General features: G+C 75.2%; 20 protein-coding genes and 1 tRNA gene. 6 read left to right on the top strand and 15 right to left on the bottom strand.

The features are described 5' to 3' along the window. Window positions 1-131: 131 nt before the first annotated feature. A complete protein-coding gene (locus tag ACRYM6_RS17660; protein WP_432544191.1) occupies window positions 132-1,004 on the bottom strand; it encodes a sugar phosphate isomerase/epimerase family protein in 873 nt (290 codons plus the stop codon). 189 nt (window positions 1,005-1,193) lie between these two features. Between ACRYM6_RS17660 and ACRYM6_RS17655 the strand changes: the two genes are divergently transcribed. Both ACRYM6_RS17655 and ACRYM6_RS17650 read left to right on the top strand, forming a co-directional pair. Further along, complete coding sequence (locus ACRYM6_RS17655) at window positions 1,194-2,978, top strand: putative bifunctional diguanylate cyclase/phosphodiesterase (protein ID WP_432544190.1); 1,785 nt, start codon at window positions 1,194-1,196, stop codon at window positions 2,976-2,978. Beyond that, on the top strand, window positions 2,975-4,564 hold the full coding sequence (locus tag ACRYM6_RS17650; protein ID WP_432544189.1) for a histidine kinase N-terminal 7TM domain-containing diguanylate cyclase: 1,590 nt from the start codon (window positions 2,975-2,977) through the stop codon (window positions 4,562-4,564). The genes ACRYM6_RS17655 and ACRYM6_RS17650 overlap by 4 nt, the downstream gene beginning before the upstream one ends. A gap of 18 nt (window positions 4,565-4,582) precedes the next feature. Here ACRYM6_RS17650 and ACRYM6_RS17645 read toward each other — a convergent pair whose 3' ends face one another. Further along, a complete protein-coding gene (locus ACRYM6_RS17645; protein ID WP_432544188.1) occupies window positions 4,583-4,855 on the bottom strand; it encodes a GlsB/YeaQ/YmgE family stress response membrane protein in 273 nt (90 codons plus the stop codon). Window positions 4,856-5,127: 272 nt separating this feature from the next. After that, window positions 5,128-6,738, bottom strand: a complete 1,611-nt coding sequence (locus ACRYM6_RS17640; RefSeq protein ID WP_432544187.1) for a methyl-accepting chemotaxis protein — start codon at window positions 6,736-6,738, stop codon at window positions 5,128-5,130. A gap of 129 nt (window positions 6,739-6,867) precedes the next feature. Between ACRYM6_RS17640 and ACRYM6_RS17635 the strand changes: the two genes are divergently transcribed. Continuing rightward, a tRNA-Thr gene (locus ACRYM6_RS17635) sits at window positions 6,868-6,940 on the top strand. Between the two features lies 1 nt (window position 6,941). On the opposite strand, the gene ACRYM6_RS17630 is transcribed toward ACRYM6_RS17635, so the two are convergent. The 4 genes from ACRYM6_RS17630 to ACRYM6_RS17615 form a co-directional block, all read right to left on the bottom strand. After that, entirely contained in the window at window positions 6,942-7,346 is a 405-nt protein-coding gene (locus tag ACRYM6_RS17630; protein WP_432544186.1) for a response regulator transcription factor, read from the bottom strand. 122 nt (window positions 7,347-7,468) lie between these two features. After that, window positions 7,469-8,053 (bottom strand): adenylate kinase, encoded by a 585-nt coding sequence (locus ACRYM6_RS17625; RefSeq protein WP_432544185.1) that lies wholly within the window; start codon window positions 8,051-8,053, stop codon window positions 7,469-7,471. A gap of 100 nt (window positions 8,054-8,153) precedes the next feature. Further along, entirely contained in the window at window positions 8,154-9,629 is a 1,476-nt protein-coding gene (locus ACRYM6_RS17620) for a glyceraldehyde-3-phosphate dehydrogenase (RefSeq protein WP_432544184.1), read from the bottom strand. A 128-nt stretch (window positions 9,630-9,757) separates the two neighbouring features. Further along, window positions 9,758-10,531, bottom strand: coding sequence for an alpha/beta fold hydrolase (locus tag ACRYM6_RS17615; RefSeq protein ID WP_432544183.1), 774 nt, complete (start codon window positions 10,529-10,531; stop codon window positions 9,758-9,760). Between the two features lie 187 nt (window positions 10,532-10,718). Here ACRYM6_RS17615 and ACRYM6_RS17610 point away from each other — a divergent pair, with 187 nt between their 5' ends. Beyond that, complete coding sequence (locus tag ACRYM6_RS17610) at window positions 10,719-11,681, top strand: alpha/beta hydrolase (protein ID WP_432544182.1); 963 nt, start codon at window positions 10,719-10,721, stop codon at window positions 11,679-11,681. Between the two features lie 49 nt (window positions 11,682-11,730). Here ACRYM6_RS17610 and ACRYM6_RS17605 read toward each other — a convergent pair whose 3' ends face one another. The 5 genes from ACRYM6_RS17605 to ACRYM6_RS17585 form a co-directional block, all read right to left on the bottom strand. Next, window positions 11,731-12,060, bottom strand: coding sequence for a putative quinol monooxygenase (locus ACRYM6_RS17605; protein WP_432544181.1), 330 nt, complete (start codon window positions 12,058-12,060; stop codon window positions 11,731-11,733). 64 nt (window positions 12,061-12,124) lie between these two features. Further along, window positions 12,125-12,658: a hypothetical protein gene (locus tag ACRYM6_RS17600; protein WP_432544180.1), complete on the bottom strand. Its 534-nt coding sequence runs from the start codon at window positions 12,656-12,658 to the stop codon at window positions 12,125-12,127. After that, on the bottom strand, window positions 12,655-14,076 hold the full coding sequence (locus ACRYM6_RS17595) for an APC family permease (protein WP_432544179.1): 1,422 nt from the start codon (window positions 14,074-14,076) through the stop codon (window positions 12,655-12,657). The genes ACRYM6_RS17600 and ACRYM6_RS17595 overlap by 4 nt, the downstream gene beginning before the upstream one ends. Beyond that, the gene (locus ACRYM6_RS17590; protein WP_432544178.1) at window positions 14,069-16,096 is read right to left on the bottom strand and encodes a primary-amine oxidase; all 2,028 of its coding nucleotides are present in this window, start codon (window positions 16,094-16,096) and stop codon (window positions 14,069-14,071) included. The genes ACRYM6_RS17595 and ACRYM6_RS17590 overlap by 8 nt, the downstream gene beginning before the upstream one ends. A 181-nt stretch (window positions 16,097-16,277) precedes the next feature. Further along, complete coding sequence (locus tag ACRYM6_RS17585; protein ID WP_432544177.1) at window positions 16,278-16,868, bottom strand: TetR/AcrR family transcriptional regulator; 591 nt, start codon at window positions 16,866-16,868, stop codon at window positions 16,278-16,280. 119 nt (window positions 16,869-16,987) lie between these two features. Between ACRYM6_RS17585 and ACRYM6_RS17580 the strand changes: the two genes are divergently transcribed. Beyond that, a complete protein-coding gene (locus ACRYM6_RS17580; protein ID WP_432544176.1) occupies window positions 16,988-17,923 on the top strand; it encodes an AraC-like ligand-binding domain-containing protein in 936 nt (311 codons plus the stop codon). A 3-nt stretch (window positions 17,924-17,926) separates the two neighbouring features. Here ACRYM6_RS17580 and ACRYM6_RS17575 read toward each other — a convergent pair whose 3' ends face one another. Beyond that, the gene (locus ACRYM6_RS17575; protein ID WP_432544175.1) at window positions 17,927-18,616 is read right to left on the bottom strand and encodes an IclR family transcriptional regulator; all 690 of its coding nucleotides are present in this window, start codon (window positions 18,614-18,616) and stop codon (window positions 17,927-17,929) included. Window positions 18,617-18,853: 237 nt separating this feature from the next. Between ACRYM6_RS17575 and ACRYM6_RS17570 the strand changes: the two genes are divergently transcribed. After that, the gene (locus tag ACRYM6_RS17570; RefSeq protein WP_432544174.1) at window positions 18,854-20,737 is read left to right on the top strand and encodes an FAD-dependent monooxygenase; all 1,884 of its coding nucleotides are present in this window, start codon (window positions 18,854-18,856) and stop codon (window positions 20,735-20,737) included. Between the two features lie 83 nt (window positions 20,738-20,820). Here ACRYM6_RS17570 and ACRYM6_RS17565 read toward each other — a convergent pair whose 3' ends face one another. Together ACRYM6_RS17565 and ACRYM6_RS17560 are read right to left on the bottom strand one after the other, a co-directional pair. After that, the gene (locus tag ACRYM6_RS17565; protein WP_432544173.1) at window positions 20,821-22,374 is read right to left on the bottom strand and encodes a GMC family oxidoreductase; all 1,554 of its coding nucleotides are present in this window, start codon (window positions 22,372-22,374) and stop codon (window positions 20,821-20,823) included. Further along, the gene (locus ACRYM6_RS17560) at window positions 22,374-23,840 is read right to left on the bottom strand and encodes an aldehyde dehydrogenase family protein (RefSeq protein ID WP_432544172.1); all 1,467 of its coding nucleotides are present in this window, start codon (window positions 23,838-23,840) and stop codon (window positions 22,374-22,376) included. The genes ACRYM6_RS17565 and ACRYM6_RS17560 overlap by 1 nt, the downstream gene beginning before the upstream one ends. Window positions 23,841-23,958: the final 118 nt, after the last annotated feature.

The raw sequence follows: 23,958 nt of genomic DNA, 5'->3' as shown, positions 1-23,958 counted from the left end.
GGCGTGTGGTCGATCGGCTGTCGGCCCGCCCTGTGCTCGAGCTGGTCGCTCGACCGTACCCCCCGATCCGCTCCCCGTCAGCACCCGGTGGTCGCGGCGGCCGCCGCGGGGCGGCGCCGCGACCGGCGGGTTCAGGCCCCGGCGATCAGGTCCCGCAGCGCCCGGAGCTGGTACTGCGACGTCTCGTGCGCGGTCTCGTCCTCGGCGAACACGTTGGAGACGACGATCGCGTCCTCGCGGTCGAGGAACCCGGTGCCGCGGAGCGTGCCGAACAGTTCCGCCCAGTCCACGTCGCCGGCGCCGATCCGGAGGTGCTGGTGGATGCGCGCGGCGTTCCCGGGCGGGTTGGAGATGTACCGCAGGCCGTGCGAGCGGCGGTGGTCGAACGTGTCGGCGGCGTAGACGGCGCCCAGGCGGGCCCCGACCGCGGGCAGGAACGAGGTGGCCCGGTCGCCGTAGTGGAAGGTGTGCGAGGCGACGTACACGACGCCCACGCGGTCGGTGTTCAGGCCGCGGACCACGCGCCACGCCTCCAGCGCGTCCTCGACGAAGTCGTCGGGGTGCGGGTCGAAGTTCAGCGTCAGGCCCTCGCGCTCCAGGACCGGGACGATCTCCTCCATCGAGCGGTGGAAGGCGTCCTCGGAGTCCTCGGCGCGTTCGGGGCGCCCGGAGAACTCGGTGTTCAGGACCCGGACGTCGAGGTCGACGGCGATCTGCAGGACGCGCCGGAAGTTCCGGACCGCCGCGGCGCGCTGGGTCTCCTCGGGCGAGGAGATGCGCTGCACCGGCAGCAGGGAGGTGATCCCCACCCCCGCGTCGGCGGCCCGCTTGCGGAACGCGGCCACGAGCGCGTCGTCGGCCGTGGGGTGGCGGAAGAAGGGGGACACGTCGGGGTGCGGGGCCAGCTGGAGGTGCTCGAACCCGGCGCGGGCCACCAGGTCGGGCAGGTCCAGCAGGTCGTGGTCGGGGTGGAACGGGGTCGGGTCGAGAGCGATCTTCACCATGCCGGGGAGGCCTCCGTGTCGCGCGTGGACTGCACTGCGGCAAGGGGCGACCCTGCCTCCGAGAGGATAGAGCCAGGTGCATATGTCTTGACAATCCCCCGCGGCGAGGCGCGCCACGGCCCCACCGGCCGTTGCGCCGAGCGGGTGGCCACCCTCTAGAAGACCGGGTCGCGCTCCGACGGAACCAGCGTGGTCCGATCGCCCTCCCCCTCCGTCATCGCGACCCCCCGCACCATGGCGCTGACCGCGGGCGCCTTCTACACCGCCGGCGGGACGGCCGCCCTCGCGGTGGTCCTCGGCACCCCGTCCGCCTCCCCCGGCCCGCGCCGCGCCCTGCTCGCCCTGGCCGTCGTCGCCCTGCTGGCCGGCGCCGGTCTCCTGACCCGCGGCAAGCACCTGCCGCGCCGCGCCTTCCACGCCGTCGTCGGCGTCGGCACGCTGCTGACCACGCTCGCCGTCCCGCTGTGCCCCACGACCGCGACCGCGCTGGCCGTCGCCGCGGTCTACGCGTTCATCGCCGTCGACGTCGTGTTCTTCTTCCGCTGGGGCGCCGGCGCCGCCCACCTGGCCGCCCTCCTCCTCGGCGCCACCTGGGCCCTGCACGACCGCCCCGGCGTCACCCCCGGCGTCGCGGTCGCGCTCGGCACCGTGCTCCTGGTCGTCACCGCCGTCGTCGGCGTCCTCGTGCGGATGGCCTCCGACGCCCACCACGACAGCCTCACCGGCCTGCGCAACCGCCGCGGGTTCGACGTCGCCCTGGACGCGGCCCTGCTGCGGGCGCGCACCGGCACCCCGCTGGCCGCGGTCCTGCTCGACGTCGACCACTTCAAGACCGTCAACGACGCCCAGGGCCAGGCCGGCGGCGACCGGCTCCTGCAGGCGCTGGCCCACGACCTCACCCGCGGGCTGCCCGCCGGCGCTGTCCTGGCCCGCTACGGCGGCGACGAGTTCGCCGTCCTGCTGCCCGGCACCACCGGCGGGCAGGCCCTCGACCTCCTCAGCCGGCTGCGGGAGTCCCTGACCGTCGCGGGCTTCTCCGCCGGCGTCGCCGGCCACCTGCCCGGCGAGACCGGGGCCGACCTGCTGCGCCGCGCCGACACCGCCCTGCACGCGGCCAAGACCGCCGGCCGCGGCCGCTGCCGCCTCGACGACCTCGACAGCGCCGAGATGGCCCGCGACCTCGCCGACGCCCTCGCCGCCGGCGACGTGCGGGCCTGGTTCCAGCCGATCGTGGAGCCGGCCACCGGCCGCGTCGTCGGCGTGGAGGCCCTGGCCCGCTGGACGCACCCCACCCGCGGCCCGGTGCGGCCCGACGAGTTCGTCGCCGTGGCCGAGACGACCGGCCTGGTCGTCGAGCTCGGCGCCGCCGTCCTGGCCGACGCCTGCCGCGGGGCGAGGGCCCTCACCGCCGTCTACGGCGACGACCTGCTGCTCACGGTCAACGTCTCCGGCCGCGAACTGGTGTGCCCCGACTACGCCGACCGGGCCCTCGACCTCGTCGCCGCTTCCGGCTGGCCCGTCGGCCGGCTCGTCGTGGAGGTCACCGAGAGCCTGCTCGACGGCTCCTCCGGCCCGGCCCTGCGCACCCTGGAACGGCTGCGCGCGGCGGGCGCGGCCGTCGCCATCGACGACTTCGGCACCGGCTACTCCGCGTTCAGCCGCCTGGACACCCTGCCCGCGGACTACCTCAAGCTCGACCACGGCTTCACCGCGCAGATCGCCACCTCCCAGCGCCGCGCCGCGCTGCTGACGGCCCTGCTGTCGCTGTCCGGGACCCTGGGCCTGCGGGTCGTCGCCGAGGGCGTGGAGACCCCCGAGCAGGCCGAGCTGCTGGCGCGCGCGGGCTGCCCCCTCACCCAGGGGTACCTGTTCTCCCGCCCGGCACCGGCCGCGGAACTCCTCCGCCGCGCCGGGTCCCCCGCACGGCCCGAGCGGGCCGAGCAGCCCGCGCTGCCCGCGCTGCGGGCGCGGTGACGACCCCCCTGGGCGCCGCCCTCACGATCGCCTTCGCGGTCGCGGCGGTCCTCAACGCCGGCACCGCCGTCCTGGCCTGGCGCTACCGCGAGCGGACCCCCGCGGCCCGCGCCCTGGCCGGCGGGGGCGTGAGCCTGGCCGTGTGGTCGGCCCTCGCCGCCCCGCAGAACCTGCCGCTGCCCCGCGTCCTGCACGACGCCCTGCTGTACGGCTCGCTGGCGGGGGTCCTGGGAGCGGTCGTCAGCCTGCACCTGCTGGCCCGCTTCGTGGTCGACCCGCACGGCCGGCCGTCCCGCGCGCACGTCGCGCACCTGGTCGCCGTCCCGGCGCTGATCCTCGCGCTGACCGCCACCGACCCGCTGCACCACCTGGTGTTCCGCCGCATCACGCCGCTGGACTCCGCGCCCTGGTACGCCGACGACTTCGGTCCCGTGTTCTGGGCCCACACCGCCTGGTGCTACCTGCTGCTGGCCGACGCCGGGGTGCGGCTGGGCCGGGCCTGGCTGCGGGGGTCGCCGCTGCTGCGCACCCAGGCCGGGGTCCTGCTGCTGGCCGGGGCGCTGCCGCTGGCCGGGAACGTGGTCGTGCTGACGGGCGAGCAGCGGCTGGCCGGGCAGGACCTCACCCCGCTGTTCTTCACCGCCACGGCCGCCCTGGACGCCTGGGCGGTGCTGCGCGGCGGGCTGCTGCGGACCGTCCCGGTGGCCCGCGCGGTCGTCCTGGACACCATCGGCGACCACGTCGTCGTCGTCGACGTCGGCGGGGTGGTGGTCGACGTGAACGCCGCCGGGCGGGCCTACCTGCGCGCCCGGCGCCCGGACCTGCCCGACGACCCCGTGGGGGTGCGCGCCGCGGAGTTCCTCAGCGCCCGCGCCCTGGGGGACCTGCCCGGCGGGCGGGCCGAGTACGTCCTGGAGTACGCCCCCGGCCTGCACCTGGACGTGCGGGTCACCGCGCTGGCCGACCGGCGCGGCCGCCCCCTGGGCCGCGTCGTCGTCGGCCGGGACATCACCGCGCTCGTGCAGGCGCGGCAGCGGCTGGAGCAGGAGGTCGCCGAGGTCGAGCGGCTGCGCGCCCGGCTGGCCGAGGAAGCGGTGCGCGACCCCCTCACGGGGCTGCACAACCGGCGGCACTTCACCCCCGCCGCGGGGAACCTGGTGGACGGGGCGCGCACCGGGGAACCCGTCGCGGTGCTCGTGGTCGACGTCGACCACTTCAAGGCGGTGAACGACACGCACGGCCACGCCGCGGGGGACGCGGTGCTCGTCGCCGTCGCGCGCGCGCTGGCCGCCGGGACGCGGGAGGGGGACCTGCTGGCCCGCACGGGCGGGGAGGAGTTCGCCCTCGTGCTGCCGGGGCTGGGCCCGGCCGACGTGGCCGCGCGCGCCGAGGGGTTGCGGGCCGCGTGCGCGGCGCTGTCGGTGGAACTGCCCTCGGGGGCGCGGGTGCGCCCGACCGTGTCGATCGGGACGGCGCTCACCGAGGGGACGCGGTCCCTGGACGACCTCGTCGCCCGGGCCGACGAGGCCCTCTACGCGGCCAAGGCCGCCGGACGCGACCGGGTGGTCGCGAACCGGCGGCCCTGAGGACGCGTCGAGTGCCGGTCAGGCGTGGCTGCGGCGACGGACGGAGATCCAGATCAGCAGCGCGATGATGGCGCCGATGATCGACCCGATCCAGCCCGACGGCTGGACGAAACCCGAACCGGAGTCCGAACCGAAGAGCAGCTTGCCGAGGAAACCCCCGATGAAGGACCCGACCAGGCCGAGCAGCAGGGTCGCGCCGATACCCATGTGCTGCTTCCCGGGCACCAGGGCCCGCGCGATGAAACCGGCGACGAGGCCGATGACGAGGAGGCCGACGATGGTTCCGAGCATGGTGATCAAACCCTCTTCCTGCTGTGGCGGTGCTCGCGGTCCCCGGGGGGCCGGGGTGCGCGCCAGACGCTAGACCCGCCGGACCCGGCCCGCACGCCGGAACGGCCCGGGGGAACACGGCCCGGGAACACGTCCCGGGGAAACGCACCCGGGAACGCGTGCGGTGGCCGGGGCGCGGTCGCGGTGCGCCGCCGTGCCCCGGTCGCGGGCTGGGGGTGCTCCCCCGCCGGTGGCGGGCCGGGCCCCGCCGGGGGCTGCCGGCGGGGCGGGGCTCAGACGGTGAACTTGCGCAGTTCGTGCTCGAGGGCGGACGCGGCGGCGGCGACGCGGCCCGCGGTCCCGGAGGTCTGCTGGGCGACGTCGGTCGTGAGGTTCACGTCGTGCGCCATGGAGGTGATGGACCGGGTCACGTCGGCCGAGCCGACGGCGATCTCGTCGACGTTGCGGACCATCTCGCGGGTCGTGGCGGTCTGCTCCTCGACGGCGCTGGCGACGGTCGCCTGCAGGTCGCTGATGCGTTCGACGACCCCGCGGATGGTGCGGATGGCGGCGTCGGCGGCGGCGGCGTCGCGCTGCGCGGCGGTGACCTTCACGACGATGCCCTCGGAGGTGCGGGCCGACTCGGAGGCCAGTTCCTTGACCTCGCTGGCGACGACGGCGAAGCCCTTGCCGTACTCCCCGGCGCGGGCGGCCTCGATGGTGGCGTTGAGCGCGAGCAGGTTGGTCTGCTCGGCGATGGAGGTGATGACCTTGACGATGTCGCCGATCTCGGCGGACGACTGCGCCAGCCCCCGGATCGTGCCGACGGCCTCCTCGACGGCGGCGACGGCGTCGGCGGCGACCGAGGACGCCTCGGCGGTGGCCGCGGCGATCTGCTCGATGGCGGCCGACATCTCCCCGCTGGAGTCGGCGACGCTGCGGATGGTCACGGAGATCTCCTCCGCCGCAGCCGATCCGGCCCCGGCCTGGGCGGCGGAACCGGCGGCCCGCTCGTGCAGGGAACCGGAGACGGAGGTGAGCTCGTCGGCCGAGGACGACATCTCCCGGGACACGCGGCCGACCTCGGCGAACAGCTCCCCGAGCTTGTCCAGGGCGGTGTTCAGGGCCCGCACCATGCGCCCGACCTCGTCCTCGCGGCCCACCTCGCCGCGCCCGTCCAGACGGCCCTCGGCGACGGCCTCGAGGATCGTCACGGTGCTCTGCAGCCGGCGGCGCAGGCCGCGGGTGATCGTGGTGGCGACGACGGCCAGGACGACGGTGACGAGCAGGCTGGCGGAGACCGTCAGGACCAGCGCCTCGCGGCGGGCCGCGGCGGAGTTCTCGACCGCGGCGCGCTGGGCGGTCGCGGCGGCCTCGACGATGCCCGGCACGGCCTCGCTGAGGACGTCGGCCTCCTGGGAGAACGCGGGCATCGCGGCCCGGGCGGCCACCTGGGCGGGGTCGGTGATCTCGTAGTTGGACAGCGACACGACCCGCTGCCCCAGGGTGACGACCGTCTCGGTCCGGGCGAGCAGGTCGGCGGTCTGGTCGCGGACCTCCCCCTCGGAGACGGTGGCCAGCTCGCGCAGGGTGGTGCGCAGGGTGGTGGCGTCGGCGCCGAGCGCGGCGATGGCGGCCTGGCGCTCGGCGGTGTCGGTCGTCACCAGCGAGGTCATGACGTCGCCGCGGACGCGGGCCTGGGCGGCGTCGACGCGTTCGGCGAGCGCGGCGGCGCGGTCGGCGCGGACCAGGGCGTCCTGGGCGGCGTCCTGCTGCGCGGAGGCCGCGACGCCGATGCCGCCGACGACGACGACCCCCAGCACCCCGACGGAGGACAGGACGACCAGCCGGGCGGCGATGCTCGTACCGCGGCGCGGGGCGGGTCCTCGGTCGGTGCGGGTCATCGTCGTTCCCTCTCGCTGCGGCCGGTCGGGGTTCCATCGACGGATCGGGGTGCGACCTTGAGCGGGACGGCGACGACGGGGGCGGCAGGGGGCGCTGTGGCTAGACTCGGGGGCGCACACCGTGCGCACGCCCCCGTAGCTCAGTGGCCAGAGCAACCGCCTTGTAAGCGGTAGGTCGTCGGCTCGACTCCGACCGGGGGCTCTCAGCCGAGCAGCCCGTCCTCGCGGGCGGCGGCGGCCGCGGCCGCCGAGGACCGCACGCCGTACTTGCGGCGCACCGCGGTCAGGTGCTGGGCGACGGTGTTGGGGGCCAGGCCCAGGCGCTCGGCCACGACCGCGCCCGGGTGCCCGGCGGCGACGAGCCGCAGCACCTCCAGCTCCCGCGCGGTCAGGGACGCGCGGGCCGCGCCGGTACCGGCGGCGCGGCGCCCGGCCTCCTCCAGCTCGCGGTACCGCTCCTCGGACAGCACCACGAAGCGGCGGCCGGCGGCGTCCTCGACGGTCACCCGGCGGTCGCCGGCGGCGACGGCGCGCGCGAGATCGTCCCACCACCCGCCCGCGGGCGCCCCGATCGCGTCCTGCCCCGTCGTCCCCGCGCGTCCCACCACGTGCCTGCTCCCCGTCCACCGGGCGACGTCCGCCCCGGTGGCCCCAGGGTGCGCCGTCCGGCCGACAGGTTCAACCCTCAACCAGCCGGGTCACCCGGGCGGGGGACGGCGGGGACCGGTCGTCAGGCGACCGCGACGGGCGCCGGGCCCAGGGCCGCCAGCAGCCGCCCGGTGACGTCGGCGACCTCCCCCAGCCCGTCCACCGACCGCAGCAGGCCGCGCTCGGAGTAGACCTCGACCAGCGGGGCCGTCTGCTCGGCGTAGACCCGCAGGCGGGTGCGGACGACGTCCTCGGTGTCGTCCGAGCGGCCCTGCGCGAGCGCGCGCGCCGACAGCCGGCGCACCAGCTCGTCGACGTCGGCGGTGATCTCCAGGATGTGGTCCAGCGCCACCCCCGACGCCGCGAGCACGCCGTCCAGCTCGCGGACCTGGTCGACGGTGCGCGGGTACCCGTCGAGGATGAACCCCGCGGCGACGTCGTCCTGCTGCAACCGGTCGCGGACCACCGCGTTGGTCACGGTGTCCGGCACGTACCGCCCGGCGTCGAGGTACTCCTTGACCGTCTTGCCCAGCTCGGTGCCCTGCGCCACGTGGGCGCGGAAGGTGTCGCCGGTGGAGACGGCGGGGACACCGAGGCGGTCGGACAGCAGGGCAGCCTGGGTGCCCTTGCCCGCGCCGGGCGGGCCGAGGAGGACGAGACGCGTCATGGAGGAGCCTTCCGTGGGTCGGGCGGTGCGCCCGAACGGGGTGGAGGGGTGAGGGTACCCTCTGTTCCGGTTCTCCCCCGCGGAGCGGGGCCCGGGAGGTTCAGGCGGTGGCGACGGGCGCGTCCCGCACGGCGCGCACGGCCGGGAACACGGGGCGGTCCAGACCCTGGAACGTCCGCGCCACCCGCAGCACCTGCTCGCAGTACCCGCGCTCGTTGTCGTACCAGACGTAGAGGATCGCGGTGTCTCCGGCCACGATGGTCGCCAGCGCGTCCACGACGCCCGTCTTGCGGGTGCCGATGAAGTCGGTCGAGACGACCTCGGGGGAATCGGTGTAGTCGATCTGGTCCTGCCACGGCGAGTCCAGCGACACCTGCCGCAGGTACTCGTTGAGGTCGGCGCGCTCGACGGGCCGTTCCAGCGTCAGGTGCAGCACGGCCAGGGAGACGTCGGGGGTGGGTACCCGGATCGAGTTCCCCGTGAGCTTGCCCTCCAGTTCCGGCAGCGCCTTGGCGACGGCCTTGGCGGCACCGGTCTCGGTGAGCACCATGTTCAGCACGGCCGACCGGCCGCGGCGGTCCCCCTTGTGGAAGTTGTCGATGAGGTTCTGGTCGTTGGTGAAGGAGTGGACCGTCTCCACGTGCCCGCGCACGATCCCGAACCGGTCGTTCACGACCTTCAGCACCGGCGCGATCGCGTTGGTGGTGCACGAGGCCGCCGAGGCGATCCGGTCGTCGGCGGTGAGCGTGTCCTGGTTCAGGCCGTGGACGACGTTCTTCACCGACCCCTTCCCGGGCGCGGTCAGCAGCACCCGGCCGACCCCGGTGCTGCGCAGGTGCTGCGACAGTCCCTCGGCGTCGCGCCACTTCCCGGTGTTGTCGATGACCAGGGCGTCGGTGATGCCGTACCGGGCGTAGTCCACGGTGGCCGGGTCGTCGGAGTAGACGACCTGGATCGTGGTGCCGTTGGCGTGGATGCGCTCGTTCTCCTCGTCGACCGTGATGGTCCCGGCGAACGCGCCGTGCACGGAGTCCCGGCGCAGGAGGCTGGCCCGCTTGGTCAGGTCGTTCGGCCCGCCGCGCCGGACCACGACGGCGCGCAGCCGCAGCCCCCAGGGGTCGTCGCCGTGCTCGACGAGGATCCGGGCCAGCAGGCGGCCGATGCGGCCGAACCCGTAGAGCACGACGTCGCGGCCGCCGCGCGGGCGCGGCCCCCCGGCGACGGCGGGGTCCAGGGGGGCCAGCGCGGCGCGGACGGCGGCCTCGTCGGTGGTCCCGGCCCCGGCGAGCCGGGCCAGGTCGACCACGGCCGGCGACAGCGGCAATCGGCACAGCACCTGGAGGAGTTCCAGGCTGCCCTCCAGGGACAGTTCCACGTCGTCGACGTGGCGGGCGAACCGGTGGGCCTTGACGAGGCCGACCACGGACTTGCCGACGAGGCTGCGGCCGTGGACGGTCACCGTCACGCCGTGGTCGCGGTGCAGCCGCCCGATGAGCGGGACCATGGCCTCGGCGAGGCCGAGCTTCAGCGACCAGCCGAGGTCGTCGTCCATCGGGTGCTGGGCGGGGTCGGGCATCGTCGGCTTCCCTCGTCTCTCGTGGTGTCGGTGGCCCCACGATGCGCGAGCGCCCGGGCCGTCACCAGACGGCCCGGGCGAGAAGATCCGCCGATCTTCACGGAGGGTGCAGTTCGGCGCGGGTGGGGTCAGGCGAGGGCCACCACGCCGACGGCGTCGAGGACGGCGGTCGCGACGGCGTCGGGGTGGGAGACGGCGACGGCGTGCGAACCGCCCGCGACGACGGTGCTGTGCCGGACCCCGGCGCGTTCGGCCATCTCCTCCTGCGCGGCCGCGGGGATGTTCAGGTCGGCGTCCCCGTACACCGACCACGACGGGACCCGCTTCCAGGCCGGCTCCACCGACAGCGGCTGCGCCAGAGCGGCTTCGGTCACCGGGCGCTGCGTGAGGGCCATGACCTCGGCGGTCGCGGCGGGGACGTCGGCGGCGAACTGGGCCGCGAACCTCGCCGGGTCGATGCGGAACTCCTGGCCGCCGCCGGTGAGCGGGTAGCTCAGCAGCGTCTCCCCCAGGGTGCTGCCGGGGTGGCGGCCGGACAGCTCCAGGGCGCTCTCGCCGCGCTCGGGCACGAACGCGGCGACGTAGACGAGGCCGCGGACGAGGTCGCCGAGCGCGTCGGCGGCCTCGGTGACGACCATCCCGCCGTAGGAGTGCCCGACGAGGACGACGGGGCGGCCCAGACCGCGGACGACGTCCACGAGGTAGGCGGCGTCGGAGTCGACCGACCGCAGCGGGTTGGCGACGGCGACGGTCGGCACGCCGCGGTCGTGCAAGGTTTCGACGACCTCGGCCCAGGAGGCGGACTCGGCGAAGGCGCCGTGCACGAGGACGGCGACCGGGGCGTCCTCGGGGGCGTTCTCGGGGGTGTTCTCGGGGACGTTCTCGGCGGCGTTCTGGGACACGGGGTTCCACCTCTCGGGACGGGCGCGGCGCGGTCGGGGCGCCGTCCGGGGGACGGCGCCCCGGGGACGCTAGGCGGCACTCCCGGGGCGAGCCAGGTCCTGTCAGGGTCAGGACCAGGAGCCGGTGCGGGGCCGCGACCGGACGATGATGGAAGGGTCAACGACCGTCCGACCCAGGAGCGCTCCCGTGCCCGGCAACCCGAAGAACATCGCCCTCGAACCGGCCGCGCAGGCCTTCGTCGACGCCACCAGCGAACCGCCCTTCCTGTACCAGCTGGCCCCCGAGGACGGGCGCAAGGCCGTCGACGGCGTCCAGGACGAGCCCATCGACAAGCCCGCCGTCGACGAGGAGTGGATCACCGTCCCCGGCGGCCCCACCGGCAGCGTCCGGGTCCGCGTCGTGCGGCCCGCCGGCGCGACGGGTCAGCTGCCGGTGGTCCTGTACACCCACGGCGCCGGCTGGGTCTTCGGCGACGCCCACACCCACGACCGCCTGGTCCGCGACCTGGCCGTCGGCACCGGCGCCGCCGTGGTCTTCCCCGAGTACGACCGCTCCCCCGAGGCGAAGCACCCCGTCGCCAACGAGCAGTCCTACACCGCCCTGACCTGGGTCCGCGAGCACGGCGGCGAGCACGGCCTGGACGGTTCCCGGGTGGCCCTGGCCGGCGACTCCGTCGGCGGCAACATGGCCATCGCCCTGACCCTCATGGTCAAGGAGCGCGGCGCCGCCGCGCCGGCCGCGCAGGTGCTCTTCTACCCGGTCACCGACGCGAGCTTCGACACCGGCTCCTACCACGAGTTCGCCGAGGGCTACTTCCTGGCCCGCGAGGGCATGAAGTGGTTCTGGGACCAGTACACGACCCCCGAGACCGACCGCGGCGCGATCACCGTCTCCCCGCTGCGCGCCACGACCGAGCAGCTGACGGGCCTGCCCCCGGCGCTGGTGATCACCGCCGAGGCCGACGTGCTGCGCGACGAGGGCGAGGCCTACGCGGCCAAGCTGCGCCGGGCCGGCGTCCCGGTCACCGCGGTGCGTTACCAGGGCATCGTCCACGACTTCGTCATGGTCAACTCCCTGCACGGCACCCACGCGGCGAAGGCCGCCGTCGCGCAGGCCGTCGCGTTCCTGCGCGAGGCCCTGCGGTCCTGAGGTCCCCGGCGGTCCCGCCCTCGGGAGGGGAGGGCGGGACCGCGGGGCGTCAGCCGCGGGGCTGGACCTCGCCCATCGGCCCGAAACCGGCGGTCCCGGGAGCCTCGACGTAGATGATCTGCGGCTGCGCGGCGACGTAGTCGGGCATCTGGCCGATGGCCTTCCGGAAGTGCTCGGAGGCGACGTGCACCTTCCCGGCCTCGTCGTCGGCGAACCCCTCGACGAGGGTCCACAGGTTCGGGTCCTCGACGCCGCGGGACCAGTCGAAGAACAGGTTGCCCGGCTCGGCCCGCACCGCCTCGGTGAACTCGCGGACGAGCTCGGGCCAGCGGTCGGACAGCTCGGGCTTGACGGGCCACTTCACGACGATGAGGATCACGCGCCCAGCGTAGGCAGGGACGGCGGTACCGGCACCCCTGCCTCTCGCGGGGCGGGGAGGCGGGTCAGAACCCGGCGGCCGCCATGACGACCATGCTGCCGGCCATCCCGGCCGCGCACACCGACGGCAGCCGCGGTCCGGCCGCCCGGCACCGCAGGACGGCCGCGGCCAGCCACCCGCAGGACACCGCCAGCGCGAGCACCGCGGTGAGCCCGGACCCGCTGCGGTGCAGGTGGTCCCCGGCCGGGAGTCCGCCGTGCCCGGTCCCGGCGGGCAGCAGCAGGAGCAGCGCGGCGGTCGCCAGCAGGTCCACCGCCAGCGGGGTCCGGCGGTCGGCCGCGGGGGCCGCGCCCACCGCGGCCCAGGCCGTCCCCCAGGCCGTCCCCCACGCGGCGAGGACCAGCAGCGGCAGCACGGCGAACGGCACCGCGACCCCCGCGGCGGCGAGCAGGCCGGCGAGCATGGCCGCCGTCATGACCGCGTGCGCGGTCCGTTCGGCGCGGCCGTGCCGCCGGCCGGCCCAGCCGCCGGCGGCCGCCGCGAGGAACCCCACGACGGCCGCGGCCAGGTGCAGCCCGGCGCTCGTCCCGGAGGTCACCGCGCGACCGGGCGCCGGGCGGACAGGGCGGACCCGGCGGCGAAGGCCAGGACCACCAGGCCGACGAAGGACCACGCCAACGCCGGCGAACCCCCGATGAGGGTCGTGAAGTTGCTCAGGACCGCGACCAGGACCCCCAGCAGACCGAGGCCACCCAGCCCGGGGGCGACCACGGTGTTCCACGCGCGCCGGTCGACGCGGGTGCGGGCGAAGAACACCAGCACCGCGGCGCAGGCCAGCAGCATGAGGACGATCACGCTGAGCGTGGCCAGCCCCGACATCCAGGTGAACAGCTCCGCGACCGGGTCGGCGCCGGCCACGGCGAACACGGCCAGGACGACCAGCGCGGTCACCGTCTGGACGACCGACCCGGTGTGCGGGGACCCGTGGCGGTGGTGGGTGCGCGAGAGGAACCGCGGCATCGCCCCGTCGCGGCCCAGGGCGAAGAAGTACCGCGAGATCGCGTTGTGGAACGCCAGCAGCGCGGCGAACAGGCTGGTGAACAGCAGGACCGGCAGGACCTGGTTCCCGAAGGACCCCAGGTACTGGCCGCTGACCACCCCGACGACGAGGTCGGCGATGTGCTCCCCGGCCACTGTTCCCACCTGGGAGGGCCCCACCGCGGTCACCACCGCCCAGCTGGCGAAGGCGTAGAACACCCCGATGAGGGTGACCGCGACGTACGTCGCGATCGGCACGGTCCGCTGCGGGTCGCGGGCCTCCTCGCCGTAGATCGCGGTGGCCTCGAAACCGATGAACGAGGCGATCGCGAACATCAGCGCGATCCCCGGCGAGCCCTGGGTGAACGCCGACGGGGTGAACGAGGTCAGCGACGTCCCCTCCGGGCCGCCCTGGACGAACACCGCCACCGACAGCACGGCGACGACACCGATCTCCAGGACCAGCAGGACGCCCAGGACCTTCGCGCCGAGGTCGATGTTGCGGTAGCCCAGCACCGCGACGACCGCGACGAGCACCACCGCCCACAGCCACCACGGCAGGTCCGGGCCGCCGTGCTGCACGACCAGGCCCCCCAGCGTCGTGGCGGCCAGGCCGTAGATCCCCGCCTGGACGGCGGTGTAGGTCAGCAGCGCCAGGCCGGCCCCGCCCAGCCCGGCCCGGCGGCCGAGCCCCCGGGTGACGTAGGCGAAGAACGCGCCGGTGTCGGTGACGTGCCGGCTCATCGCGGCGTACCCGGTGCTGAACAGCAGCAGGACGACGGCGACCACGAGGTAGGCCAGCGGGGTTCCCGCGCCGTTGCCGATGGCGAGCATCACCGGCAGCGCGCCGCCGATGGCGGTCAGCGGGGCGGCGGAGGCGACGACGAGGAACACGATGCCGGGGACCCCGATCGTCCCGCGCAGCCCACCGCCGGGCGGGGTGGCGGTCGCCGGGCCGGAGGCGGTGGCCTCAGCCACGGGGGTCCGCCGCGTGGCAGGAGCCGTCGGCCCCACCGGTCGCACCGGTCCCACCGGTGGAGCAGTGGGCGCTGCGGGTGGGCGGCACGTCCAGGGTGGGGTTGCGGTCGAAGAAACCCACCGGCTTGAGCTTGAACCCGGTGTAGTCGACCGGCATGATCGGCCAGTCCTCCGGGCGGGGCACGTGGGTCAGCCCGAACGTGTGCCAGACCACGAGGTCGGTGTCCTCGACGCTGCGGTCACCGGCCGTGAACTCCGGCAGGCCCGCACCCCCGTGGTGCTGGTTGACGAAGTCGCCCGCGGAGTACCGCTGGGCGGGGTCGTGGGCGGTGACCCACAGGTGCTCGGTGGCGAACGCCGCGCGCCGCGCGATGGAGGAGTCGTCGGCGGCCAGCAGCGTCGGCTGCCCCTCGGGGAACAGCGCGTAGGCCACCGGGCGGCCCAGCGCGTTCAGCCGGTTCGGGTTGGAGACGTGCCACACCCGGGCGGCGGCCGGGTCGGCCTTGCGACGGGCCTGCAGCTCGGTGCGCAGCGGGGTGACGCGGGTGGTGAAGGCGTTGCCGCGCGGGTTCTCCGGACCGGTCGGGACGCGCTGGACGTCGATCTCCTCCACCGAGTTCCCGGTGGCGTCGTCGAGCCCGGAGTCCACGGCCATGTCCAGCCGCGCCGAGAACAGGTGCTGGTGGTACGGCGCCCCCAGGCCGGGGGCGATCTCCGAGGCGTACGGGTACGGCGAACCGTCCTCGCGGGCCCCGGGGTAGGCGGAGGTGAACACGATCCCGGTGGCCTTGGCCTCGAACTCGATGGTCCCGTCGAGGTAGAGGTACCAGTAGAACCCGTAGTCGTAGTTCCCGATCGTGGTGAAGAACGAGACCACCATCCGGCGCTGCCGGCGCACCGCGGACGTGCCCGCCCACAGGTCGGTGTGCTTGAAGAGGATGCCGTAGTCCTCCTCGTGCAGGCAGATCGCGTTCGGCAGGACACGGGGGTGGCCGAGCTCGTCGGCGATGACGGCGTCGAGGTAGGTGATCTCCCCGACGCAGTCGCAGCCCAGTTCCAGGGCGTTGGCGTACCGCCCCACCAGGTACTCGCCGGTGTCGAAGTAGTTCTGCCAGGACCGCACCGGGGAGGGGTCGGCGTAGGGCACGACCATCTCGGCGATCGAGGCCCGGTGGACGATCGGGCGGTCCCGGCCCTGATCGCGGTCGAAGAACGAGAGCTGGTGCAGGACCAGGCCTTCGCGGGCGTCGAACCCGATGCGGACGGAGAAGTTCTCCCACTGCAGCAGGTCGCCGTCGAGGGTGAAGCTGGGACCCTCGGGCTGGGTGATGGAGATGGGTCTCTGGCTGGTGCGGTACTCCCCGCGCACGGCCGGGTCGTCGTAGTTCCCCGACCCCTCCGGGACGGGGACGGCACCGAGGTCGAGGACCTGGGTGACCTCCCGGGCGATGACGTCGACGTAGCCGACCAGGCCGTCGACCGGGTGCGCCCAGGCGTGGTCGGCGGGGTGGTCCTGGCGGAACGCCAGGCCGCGCAGGACGCGTCTGCCGACCTCGTCCTCGTACTCGAAGACCCCGGCCGACAGCGGCGCGACGCGCACGTCGGCGACGTCGAGGTCGCGCGCGGCCAGCGCCGCCAGCCAGCGCTCGTCGGCGGCCAGCAACTGCTCGACGAGTTCGAACTCCTCGTCCAGGACGGGCAGCTGACCGTCGGTCGCGGCGTCCAGCGCGGTGACCGACTCCACCGAGCGGGTGTCGAGGTCGACGACCACGTCGCGGCCGGCGACCACGGTGACGTCGTGCAGCAGCGCGCGGGCCCGGCGCACCGGGACGCCGGGAGCGCGCAGTTCGGCCCTGGTCGGTTCCACCAGTCCCACGTGCACGAACCGGGTGTTCCGGTGGACCAGACCGGCTCCGGCCAGGACCTCGCGCACGGCGGCGATCTCGTCGGAGCTCAGCGAGGACAGGGGGTGGGGAGCGGTGGTGGTCGGGGCGGTGACGACGGGCGGGGCAGTGGTCATGGGGCCTCCTCTTTGAGTCTCCGACTGTAGAACCAAAGTTACCGCACGGGTTTCCGCCGTGAAAACCCCTCGTGACGTTCTCGTTTCCGCGGAACCCGCTCCACCCCCCCGGCCCGGCGGTGGGCCGCGGGAGGTCCACGGGAGGTCCACGGGGTTCCCCGCGGGATCTCCCGGGTGGGGCTCAGGGACGGCCGAGGCGCCCGAGCCACTCCTCCAGGAGCTGCTCCTGGGCCGACGGCCCGGCGACGTCGCCGGACAGGACCAGGACCTGCGCCCCCATGAGCAGGGTGATCAGGTGGTCGGCGAGCACCTCGTCGGCGGTGCCGGACCGGACCCGGCCCAGCGCCCGGCCCTCGCCGAGCCAGCGGACGATGTCGTCGCGCCACGCGCGCATGGACGCCGCGTGCACGTCCAGCAGGTCGGCGTCGACGGTCATCCGGCTCCACACCGCCAGCACCACGCGGGCCTCGTCGACGGTCAGGTCGTCCAGCGGGAGCACCTCCCGGCAGAACGCCCGCAGCGCCTCCACGCCCGTCAGGCCGTGCACGCTGACGGCGACCCGCTGGTTGGTGGCCGCGTACACGTACTCGTAGGCCGCGCGCAGGAGGGAGTCCTTGTCGGCGAAGTAGTGGGTCAGCGCCCCGTTGGCGTACCCGGCCTCGCGGGCGATCTCCCGCATCGTGGCGGCGTCGATGCCCCGCTCGGCGATGATCCGCCAGGCCGCGCGGATGATCCGGTCGCGGCGTTCGGCGTGGTCGACGAGCTTGGGCACGTCACAGGACCCTCTCACGGCCCCCCACCCGGAGCACGGGGGTGTCGAGCGGGGGGCCGAGCGGTGGCACCATCGGGGGGTCGGGCGCGCGAGCGCGCGGGAGCGGGGAGGCTTCACCGGTGGGACGGACGATCGTCAGGGACGCCGCGGTCCACGACGTGCGCAGCTGGCAGCGGGTGGTCGGCGAGGCGTTCGTCCCCCTCGACGTGACCGCCACCTCGCACGGCCCCTTCCACGCCCGCATGCACGCCGTCAGCACCGGCGGCGCCCTCGTCTCGGACCTGTCCACCGGCAGCGGGCACCTCGTCCGGCACACCCGCGCCGGGGCCGGCACCGCGCGGCCCGGGCACGCCTACAAGGTGTCCCTGCAGCTGCGCGGTCGCTCCACCGTCCGCCAGCACGGGCGCGAGGCCGACCTGGGGCCGGGCCAGCTCGCGGTCTACGACACCGCCGACGACTACGAGCTGTGCGGCGCCACGGGGCGGGACGGGGAGTTCCGGGCGCTGGTCCTCATGGTCCCGGGCGCGGCGCTGGGCCTGGCCGCGGAGCAGGTGCGCGAGCTGCTGGCGGTCACCATCGCCGGGGACGCCGGCAGCGCCCGGTTGCTGACGCCGCTGCTGCAGGAGATCGCCGGTGACCACGGCCACCTGGAGCACGAGCGCTCCGGCACCACCGTGCGCGCCGCGACGGCCCTGCTGTCGGTGACCCTGCTGGACGTGCTCGGCGCGGGGGCGGTGCGCGGCGGGCGGCTGGGCGCGGTCCAGGCGTGGATCGAGGACCACCTCGACGAGCCCCTGGACCCGGCGGTCATCGCCGCGGCCAACCACGTCTCGGTCCGCACCCTGCACGCCCTGTTCCACGCCGAGGGGCGGACCGTGGGCGGGTGGGTGCGCCGGCGCCGCCTGGAACGCTGCCGTGACGACCTGCTGGACCCCGGCTCGGCCCGGACGACGGTGGCGGCCGTGGGCCGCCGCTGGGGGTTCACCGACCCGGCGCACTTCTCCCGCGCGTTCCGCAGCGAGTTCGGCGCGTCCCCGCGCGACCTGCGCCCCTGAGGTTCAGGCCCCCAGGTCGCGGGCCAGCCGGTCGGCGGCGGCCCGCAGCCGCGCCACGACGACGCCCTCGCGCACGTCCTCGCCGTCCAGGTGCACGGCCGCCAGGGCGCACGGCTCCCCCAGGTGGGCCGGCACCGGCACGGCCACCGAGCGCACGCCGGGGATCACCTCGTCGTGCGACACGGCGTACCCGCGGGCCCGGACCTCCTCGACCTCCGCGGCCCGGCTCGTGCCGCCGGGGGCTCCCGCGGCCCGCAGCGCCAGGCCGGGGGCACCGCGGTCCAGCGGGTGGACCGTCCCGGGCCGCTGGGCCAGGCCCGCCCCGGCGCGGCGCGGTTCCAGGCTGGCCAGCGTGAGGCAGTCCCGGTCACGGGCCACGACGACGAACACCGTGATCCCCAGCTCCTCGACGAGGGGTTCCAGGACGCGCTCGGCGGCGGCCCGCAGGTCCGGCAGGACCCCCCGGGACAGCACCGCCAGGCCGACGCCGGGGCGGTAGCGGCCGCCGTCGTCGCGCTCGGCCAGCCGGTGGTGCTCCAGGGTGCGCAGCAGCCGGTAGGCGATGGAGCGGTGGACCCCGAGCGCGCCGGCGACCTCGTCGACGCTCAGGCCGCGCGGGGCGGCGGCCAGTTCCTCCAGCACCCGCAGCCCGCGCGACAGCGTCTGCGAGACGGCGGTCCCTGCTCCCACCACGACGGCTGCTCCGTTCCGTTCCCCGGCGAACCCCGGCGAACCCCGGCGAACCCCGACGAACCCCGACGAACCCCGACGAACCCCGGGAAACCCGGGGAGGCACCTCGACGCCGTCCACTTGACCGGCCCGTGGCCCGACCCTAGCGTCGTTCTGCTTGCGAAACACGAGTTCGCATATCGAACTCCACGGGTGAGCCCCGCGAGTGGCCGCGACATCGACGTCCGGGAGGACCGACCATGCAGTTCCACCACCACGGCTACGTCTCCGGGGACCCCCGCGTCGCCCCGGCCGCGCCCGGCGCGACGTGGTCCGCCGACCTGCCCGACGAGGCCGACGTGCTGATCGTCGGGGCCGGCCCGGCCGGGGTGCTGCTCGCCGCGCAGCTCGCGCAGTTCCCCTCGATCAGCACCCGCCTCGTCGAGCGCCGCGAGGGCCGGCTGGAGATCGGCCAGGCCGACGGCATCCAGGCCCGCAGCGTCGAGACGTTCCAGGCCTTCGGGTTCGCCGGCCGCATCACCGAGGAGGCGTACCGCATCACCGAGATGTGCTTCTGGGCGCCGGACCCGTCCGCCCCCTCGCGGATCGTCCGCACCGCGCGCGAGAAGGACGACCCGCACGGCATCAGCGAGTTCCCGCACCTCATCGTCAACCAGGCCCGGGTGCTGGACCACTTCACCGAGGTCATGCGGGACTCCCCCACCCGCATGGGCACCGACCACGGCTGGGAGTTCGTGGACCTGCAGGTCCACGAGGGCCGTGAGCACCCCGTCGAGGTCCACCTGCGGACCACCACCGGTGTCGACCGCACCGTCCACGCGAAGTACGTCGTGGGGTGCGACGGGGCCCGCAGCGGGGTGCGCCGCTCCATCGGCCGCTCCCTGACCGGTGACGCCGCCCTGCACGCCTGGGCCGTCATGGACGTCCTGGCCGTCACCGACTTCCCCGACATCCGCACCAAGTGCGCGATCCAGTCCAGCAGCGGCAGCATCCTGCACATCCCGCGCGAGGGCGGGCACCTGTTCCGCATGTACGTCGACCTGGGCGACACCGCCGCCGACGACGCCGGTGCGGTGCGCGCCACCACGGTCGAGACGGCGGTCGAGCGGGCCAACGCGATCCTGCACCCGTACACCCTCGACGTGCAGGACGTCGCCTGGTACAGCGTGTACGAGGTCGGGCACCGGCTGACGGACCGGTTCGACGACGTCCCGCACGACCTGCCCGAGGGCGAGGAGCCGGACCCGCGCGTCTTCATCGCCGGCGACGCCTGCCACACCCACAGCGCGAAGGCCGGGCAGGGCATGAACGTGTCCATGCAGGACGCGTTCAACCTCGGGTGGAAGCTCGCGCACGTCCTCACCGGCCGGAGCCCGGCCTCGCTGCTGCGCACCTACTCGGCCGAGCGCCAGGTCATCGCGCAGAACCTCATCGACTTCGACAAGGAGTGGTCGGCCCTCATGGCGAAGAAGCCGGAGGACTTCGACGACCCCGGTCAGCTCGGGGAGTTCTACACGACGACCGCGGAGTTCCCCGCGGGTTTCCGCACCCACTACCCGCCCTCGCAGGTCGTCGCCGGGGACGGGCACCAGGACCTCGCGAAGGCGTTCACGGTCGGCAAGCGGTTCAAGTCCCCCCGCGTCTCCCGCGTCGCCGACGGCAACCCCCTGCACCTGGGCCACCACGCCCGCGCCGACGGCCGCTGGCGGCTGTACGCGTTCGCCGACGCCCCCGCCGACGGCGCCCCCGGGCCGGGGCTGACCGCGTGGGCGCGGTGGCTGGCGACCGACCCGGCCTCCCCCGTCGTCGCGCACACCCGCGACGGGGAGGACCTCGACGCCCTCTTCGACGTCAAGGTCGTGTTCCCGGTGCCGCACCCCGAGGTCGACCTCGGGACCGTCCCGCCGGTGTTCCTGCCGCGCACCGGCCCGTTCGGCCTCGTCGACTACGAGAAGGTGCACGCCCTGCACCCGGACGAGGACGTCTTCGCCGACCGCGGGATCGACCCCGCCGGGTGCGTGGTGGCCGTCCGCCCCGACCAGTACGTCGCCGCGGTCGTCCCGCTGACCGACCGCGAGGAACTGCCCCGCTTCTTCGCCGGGGTGTTCTCCGCCGGCGCCTGAGGGCCCCGACCCGGTCGGGGCACGACGACGCAGGCCCGCACCCTCGGGGGGTGCGGGCCCCGTCGCGCGTCCGGGAGGGGCGCTCAGACCGCCGCGGCGACCCCGGCGCCGTCCGTCGCCGCGATCAGCGCCCGGGCCGCCTTCTCGCCGATCAGGATCGAGGGCGCGTTGGTGTTCCCCGCGGGGATGGTCGGGATCACCGAGGCGTCGGCCACGTGCAGGCCGGTGACGCCGTGGACGGCCAGGGTCCGCGGGTCGACGACGGCGAGCTCGTCGGTCCCCATCCGGGCCGTGCCGACCTGGTGGTGGTAGGTGCAGACGTTCTGCCGCACGTACTCCTCCAGCTCCGGGCCCTCCAGCCCCGCGGCGGGGTGCAGCTCGGTCGGCCCCCACCCGGCGAGCGCGGGCTGCCGCGCGACCTGGCGGGCCTGCTGCACCGAGGCGACGAGGGAGGTCACGTCGTCGGGGTGGGTCAGCGCGCCCAGGTCGATGGCCGTCGGGTCGGCCGGGTCCGGGCCGGTCAGCGTCAGCGTCCCCCGGCTGCGGGGGGTCACCAGCGCGGCGTAGATCGTGAACGCGTCGGCCGGGCCGTTGAGGGTGTCGCCGTACATCGGCACGGAGAACACCAGCGGCTGGGTGTCGGGGCGGTCCAGGCCCGGCCGTGAGCGCCACCACCAGTGCACCTGGGTGGCGCTCTGGCCCGGTCCGGGCAGCGGGATCTCCCGCTCGGTCTGCACGATGACCGGCACCAGGAGGTGGTCGTGCAGGTTCTTGCCCACGCCGGGCAGGTCGTGCACGGGGTCGACGCCGAGGGCGGCGAGCTCGGCGGCGGGGCCGATGCCCGAGCGCAGCAGGACCCGCGGGGTGTCCAGCGCCCCGGCCGACAGCACGACGGTGTCGGCCCGGACCTCCTGCACGGAGCCGTCCGGCAGGGCGTACCGGACCCCGCGCACGGCGCCGGCCTCGAGGAGCAGGTCGTGCACCCAGGCGCCGGTGACGACCTCCAGGGCGGGGTGGTCCAGGACGGGGCGCAGGTAGGCGTGCCAGGTGTTGAAGCGCCGCCCGTCGCGGGTGGTGACCTGCTGGGGGGCGACGCCGTCGAGGCGGCCGGCGTTGCAGTCGGCGACGCGGTCGATCCCGGCCTGCTGGGCGGCTTCCAGGACGGCCTGCTGCAGCGGGTGCAGCGGGTAGTCGGCGACGACGTCGAGCAGCCCGTCGGCGCCGTGGACGTCGCTGGCCCCGTGCTGGAAGTTCTCGATGTCGCGGAACACGGGCAGGACGTCGTCCCAGCCCCAGCCCGCGTTGCCGGCACGGGCCCAGCCGTCGTAGTCCTCCCGGCAGCCGCGGACCCAGATGCAGGCGTTCAGGGCGTGCGAGCCGCCGACGACCTTGCCGCGGGGCAGGAACAGCCGGCGCCCGCCGGCCCCGGCCTGGGGGACGGTGGAGTAGTTCCAGTCGACCTCGGAGCGCCACAGCTCGCCCAGCCGGGCGAGTTCGGCGATGGCCGGGTTCGTCTCGGGGGGCCCGGCTTCGAGCAGCAGAACGGAGCGGCCGGCGTCCAGCAGGCGCCGGGCCAGGACGGACCCGGCCGACCCGGCCCCGACGACGATCACGTCGGGTCGCGCGTCGGGGCCCATCACGCCCCCTTGCGCCGGGTGACGACCTTGGGGACGGCGACGTGCTTGAGCCCTTCGACGCCGAACTCCAGGCCGTAGCCGGAACCCTTGACCCCGCCGAACGGGGCCATGGGGTGCACGCCACCGTGGGCGTTGATCCAGACGGTGCCGGCCTCGAGGCGGTCGGCGACCTCCTGCGCCCGGTCGGGGTCGGAGGACCACACGGACGCGCCGAGGCCCACGTCGAGCCGGTTGGCGCTGGCGATGGCGTCCTCGACGTCGGTGTACTCCACGATGGGCAGGGCGGGGCCGAACTGCTCCTGGTCGACGAGCGGGTCGCCGTCGTGCAGGCCGGTGACCAGGGTGACCGGGTAGAACAGCGGCCCGAGCTCGGTGGCCGGTTCCCCCCCGGTGACGACGGTGCCGCCGCGCTGCTTCGCGTCGTCGACCAGGCCCTTGACGACGTCGAACTGCATGGCGTTCTGGACCGGGCCCAGGACGCTGTCCTCGTCGAGGCTCGGGCCCATCGGCATCGCCCGGGCGACGTCGGCGAGGGCGGCGACGACCTCGTCGTGGAGGGACTCGTGCACGTAGAGGCGCTTGAGGGCCGCGCAGGTCTGGCCGGTGTTGATGAACGCGCCCCAGAACAGGTCCTGGGCGATGGCGGCCGGGTCGGCGTCGGGCAGGACGATGCCGGCGTCGTTCCCGCCGAGCTCGAGGGTCAGCCGGGCCAGGTTCGCCCCGGAGCTCTCCACGATCCTGCGGCCGGTGGCGGTGGACCCGGTGAACATGACCTTGCGGACGTCGGGGTGGGCCACCAGCCGGGCGCCGACGTCGCGGCCGCCGGCGACCGCCGTGAGCACGCCCTCGGGCAGTTCCTCGGCGAAGATCGACACGAGCGCCAGGACGCTCAGGGGGGTGAACTCCGACGGTTTGACGACGACGGTGTTGCCCATCCGCAGCGACGGGGCGACCTGCCAGACGGTGATCATCAGCGGCCAGTTCCACGGACCGACGGCGGCCACGACCCCCAGCGGGCGGTAGGTGAGCACCGAGACCTGCTGCCCGTCGTCGACGACGACCTCGTCCTCCAGCACGGTGGCGGCGGTGGCGCGCAGCCAGGCCGAGCACGCGCCGACCTCGAAGCGGGCGTTCGGCCCGTTGAGCGGTTTGCCCTGCTCGCGGGCCAGCAGCCGGGCCAGCGCCTCGGCCTCGGCGTCGATGCGGTCGGCGATGCGGTTCAGGCGGGCGCTGCGCTCGGCGTGCCCCAGGGCGGCCCAGGCGCCCTGGGCGGACCCCGCCGCGGCCAGGGCGCGTTCGAGGTCGTCGACGCCGTGCTGCGGCGCGTGGCCGAGCAGCCGGCCCGTCGCCGGTTCGAAGATCTCCCGGCCCTGCCCCTCGCCCGCGCTCACGCGGGCGAGCAGGGCGTCCTCGGGGGCCTCCGCCGTCGCCGTCGTCCCCGTGGTGGTCGTGTGCTGTCCGGACACCGTGGTCCTCCTCGTCGAGCCTCGGCTGGTGGGGGGGGGGGGGGGGGGGGCGGGGGGGGGGGGGGGGGGGGGGGGGGGGGGGGGGGGGGGGGGGGGGGGGGGGGGGGGCGGGCGGGCG

The sequence above is a fragment of the Kineococcus rugosus genome, from assembly GCF_050871975.1.
Classification (GTDB): domain Bacteria; phylum Actinomycetota; class Actinomycetes; order Actinomycetales; family Kineococcaceae; genus Kineococcus.
Note: the sequence above shows the minus strand (reverse complement) of the source record. Positions and strands in the feature narration are given on the sequence as shown.

Excerpts from the sequence above, each read along its gene's own strand:
- ACRYM6_RS17645 (WP_432544188.1), bottom strand. The coding sequence starts at position 4,855 with ATGCTCGGAACCATCGTCGGCCTCCTCGTCATCGGCCTCGTCGCCGGT.
- ACRYM6_RS17570 (WP_432544174.1), top strand. The coding sequence starts at position 18,854 with ATGCAGTTCCACCACCACGGCTACGTCTCCGGGGACCCCCGCGTCGCC.
- ACRYM6_RS17660 (WP_432544191.1), bottom strand. The coding sequence starts at position 1,004 with ATGGTGAAGATCGCTCTCGACCCGACCCCGTTCCACCCCGACCACGAC.
- ACRYM6_RS17590 (WP_432544178.1), bottom strand. The coding sequence starts at position 16,096 with ATGACCACTGCCCCGCCCGTCGTCACCGCCCCGACCACCACCGCTCCC.
- ACRYM6_RS17640 (WP_432544187.1), bottom strand. The coding sequence starts at position 6,738 with ATGACCCGCACCGACCGAGGACCCGCCCCGCGCCGCGGTACGAGCATC.
- ACRYM6_RS17620 (WP_432544184.1), bottom strand. The coding sequence starts at position 9,629 with ATGCCCGACCCCGCCCAGCACCCGATGGACGACGACCTCGGCTGGTCG.
- ACRYM6_RS17565 (WP_432544173.1), bottom strand. The coding sequence starts at position 22,374 with ATGGGCCCCGACGCGCGACCCGACGTGATCGTCGTCGGGGCCGGGTCG.
- ACRYM6_RS17625 (WP_432544185.1), bottom strand. The coding sequence starts at position 8,053 with ATGACGCGTCTCGTCCTCCTCGGCCCGCCCGGCGCGGGCAAGGGCACC.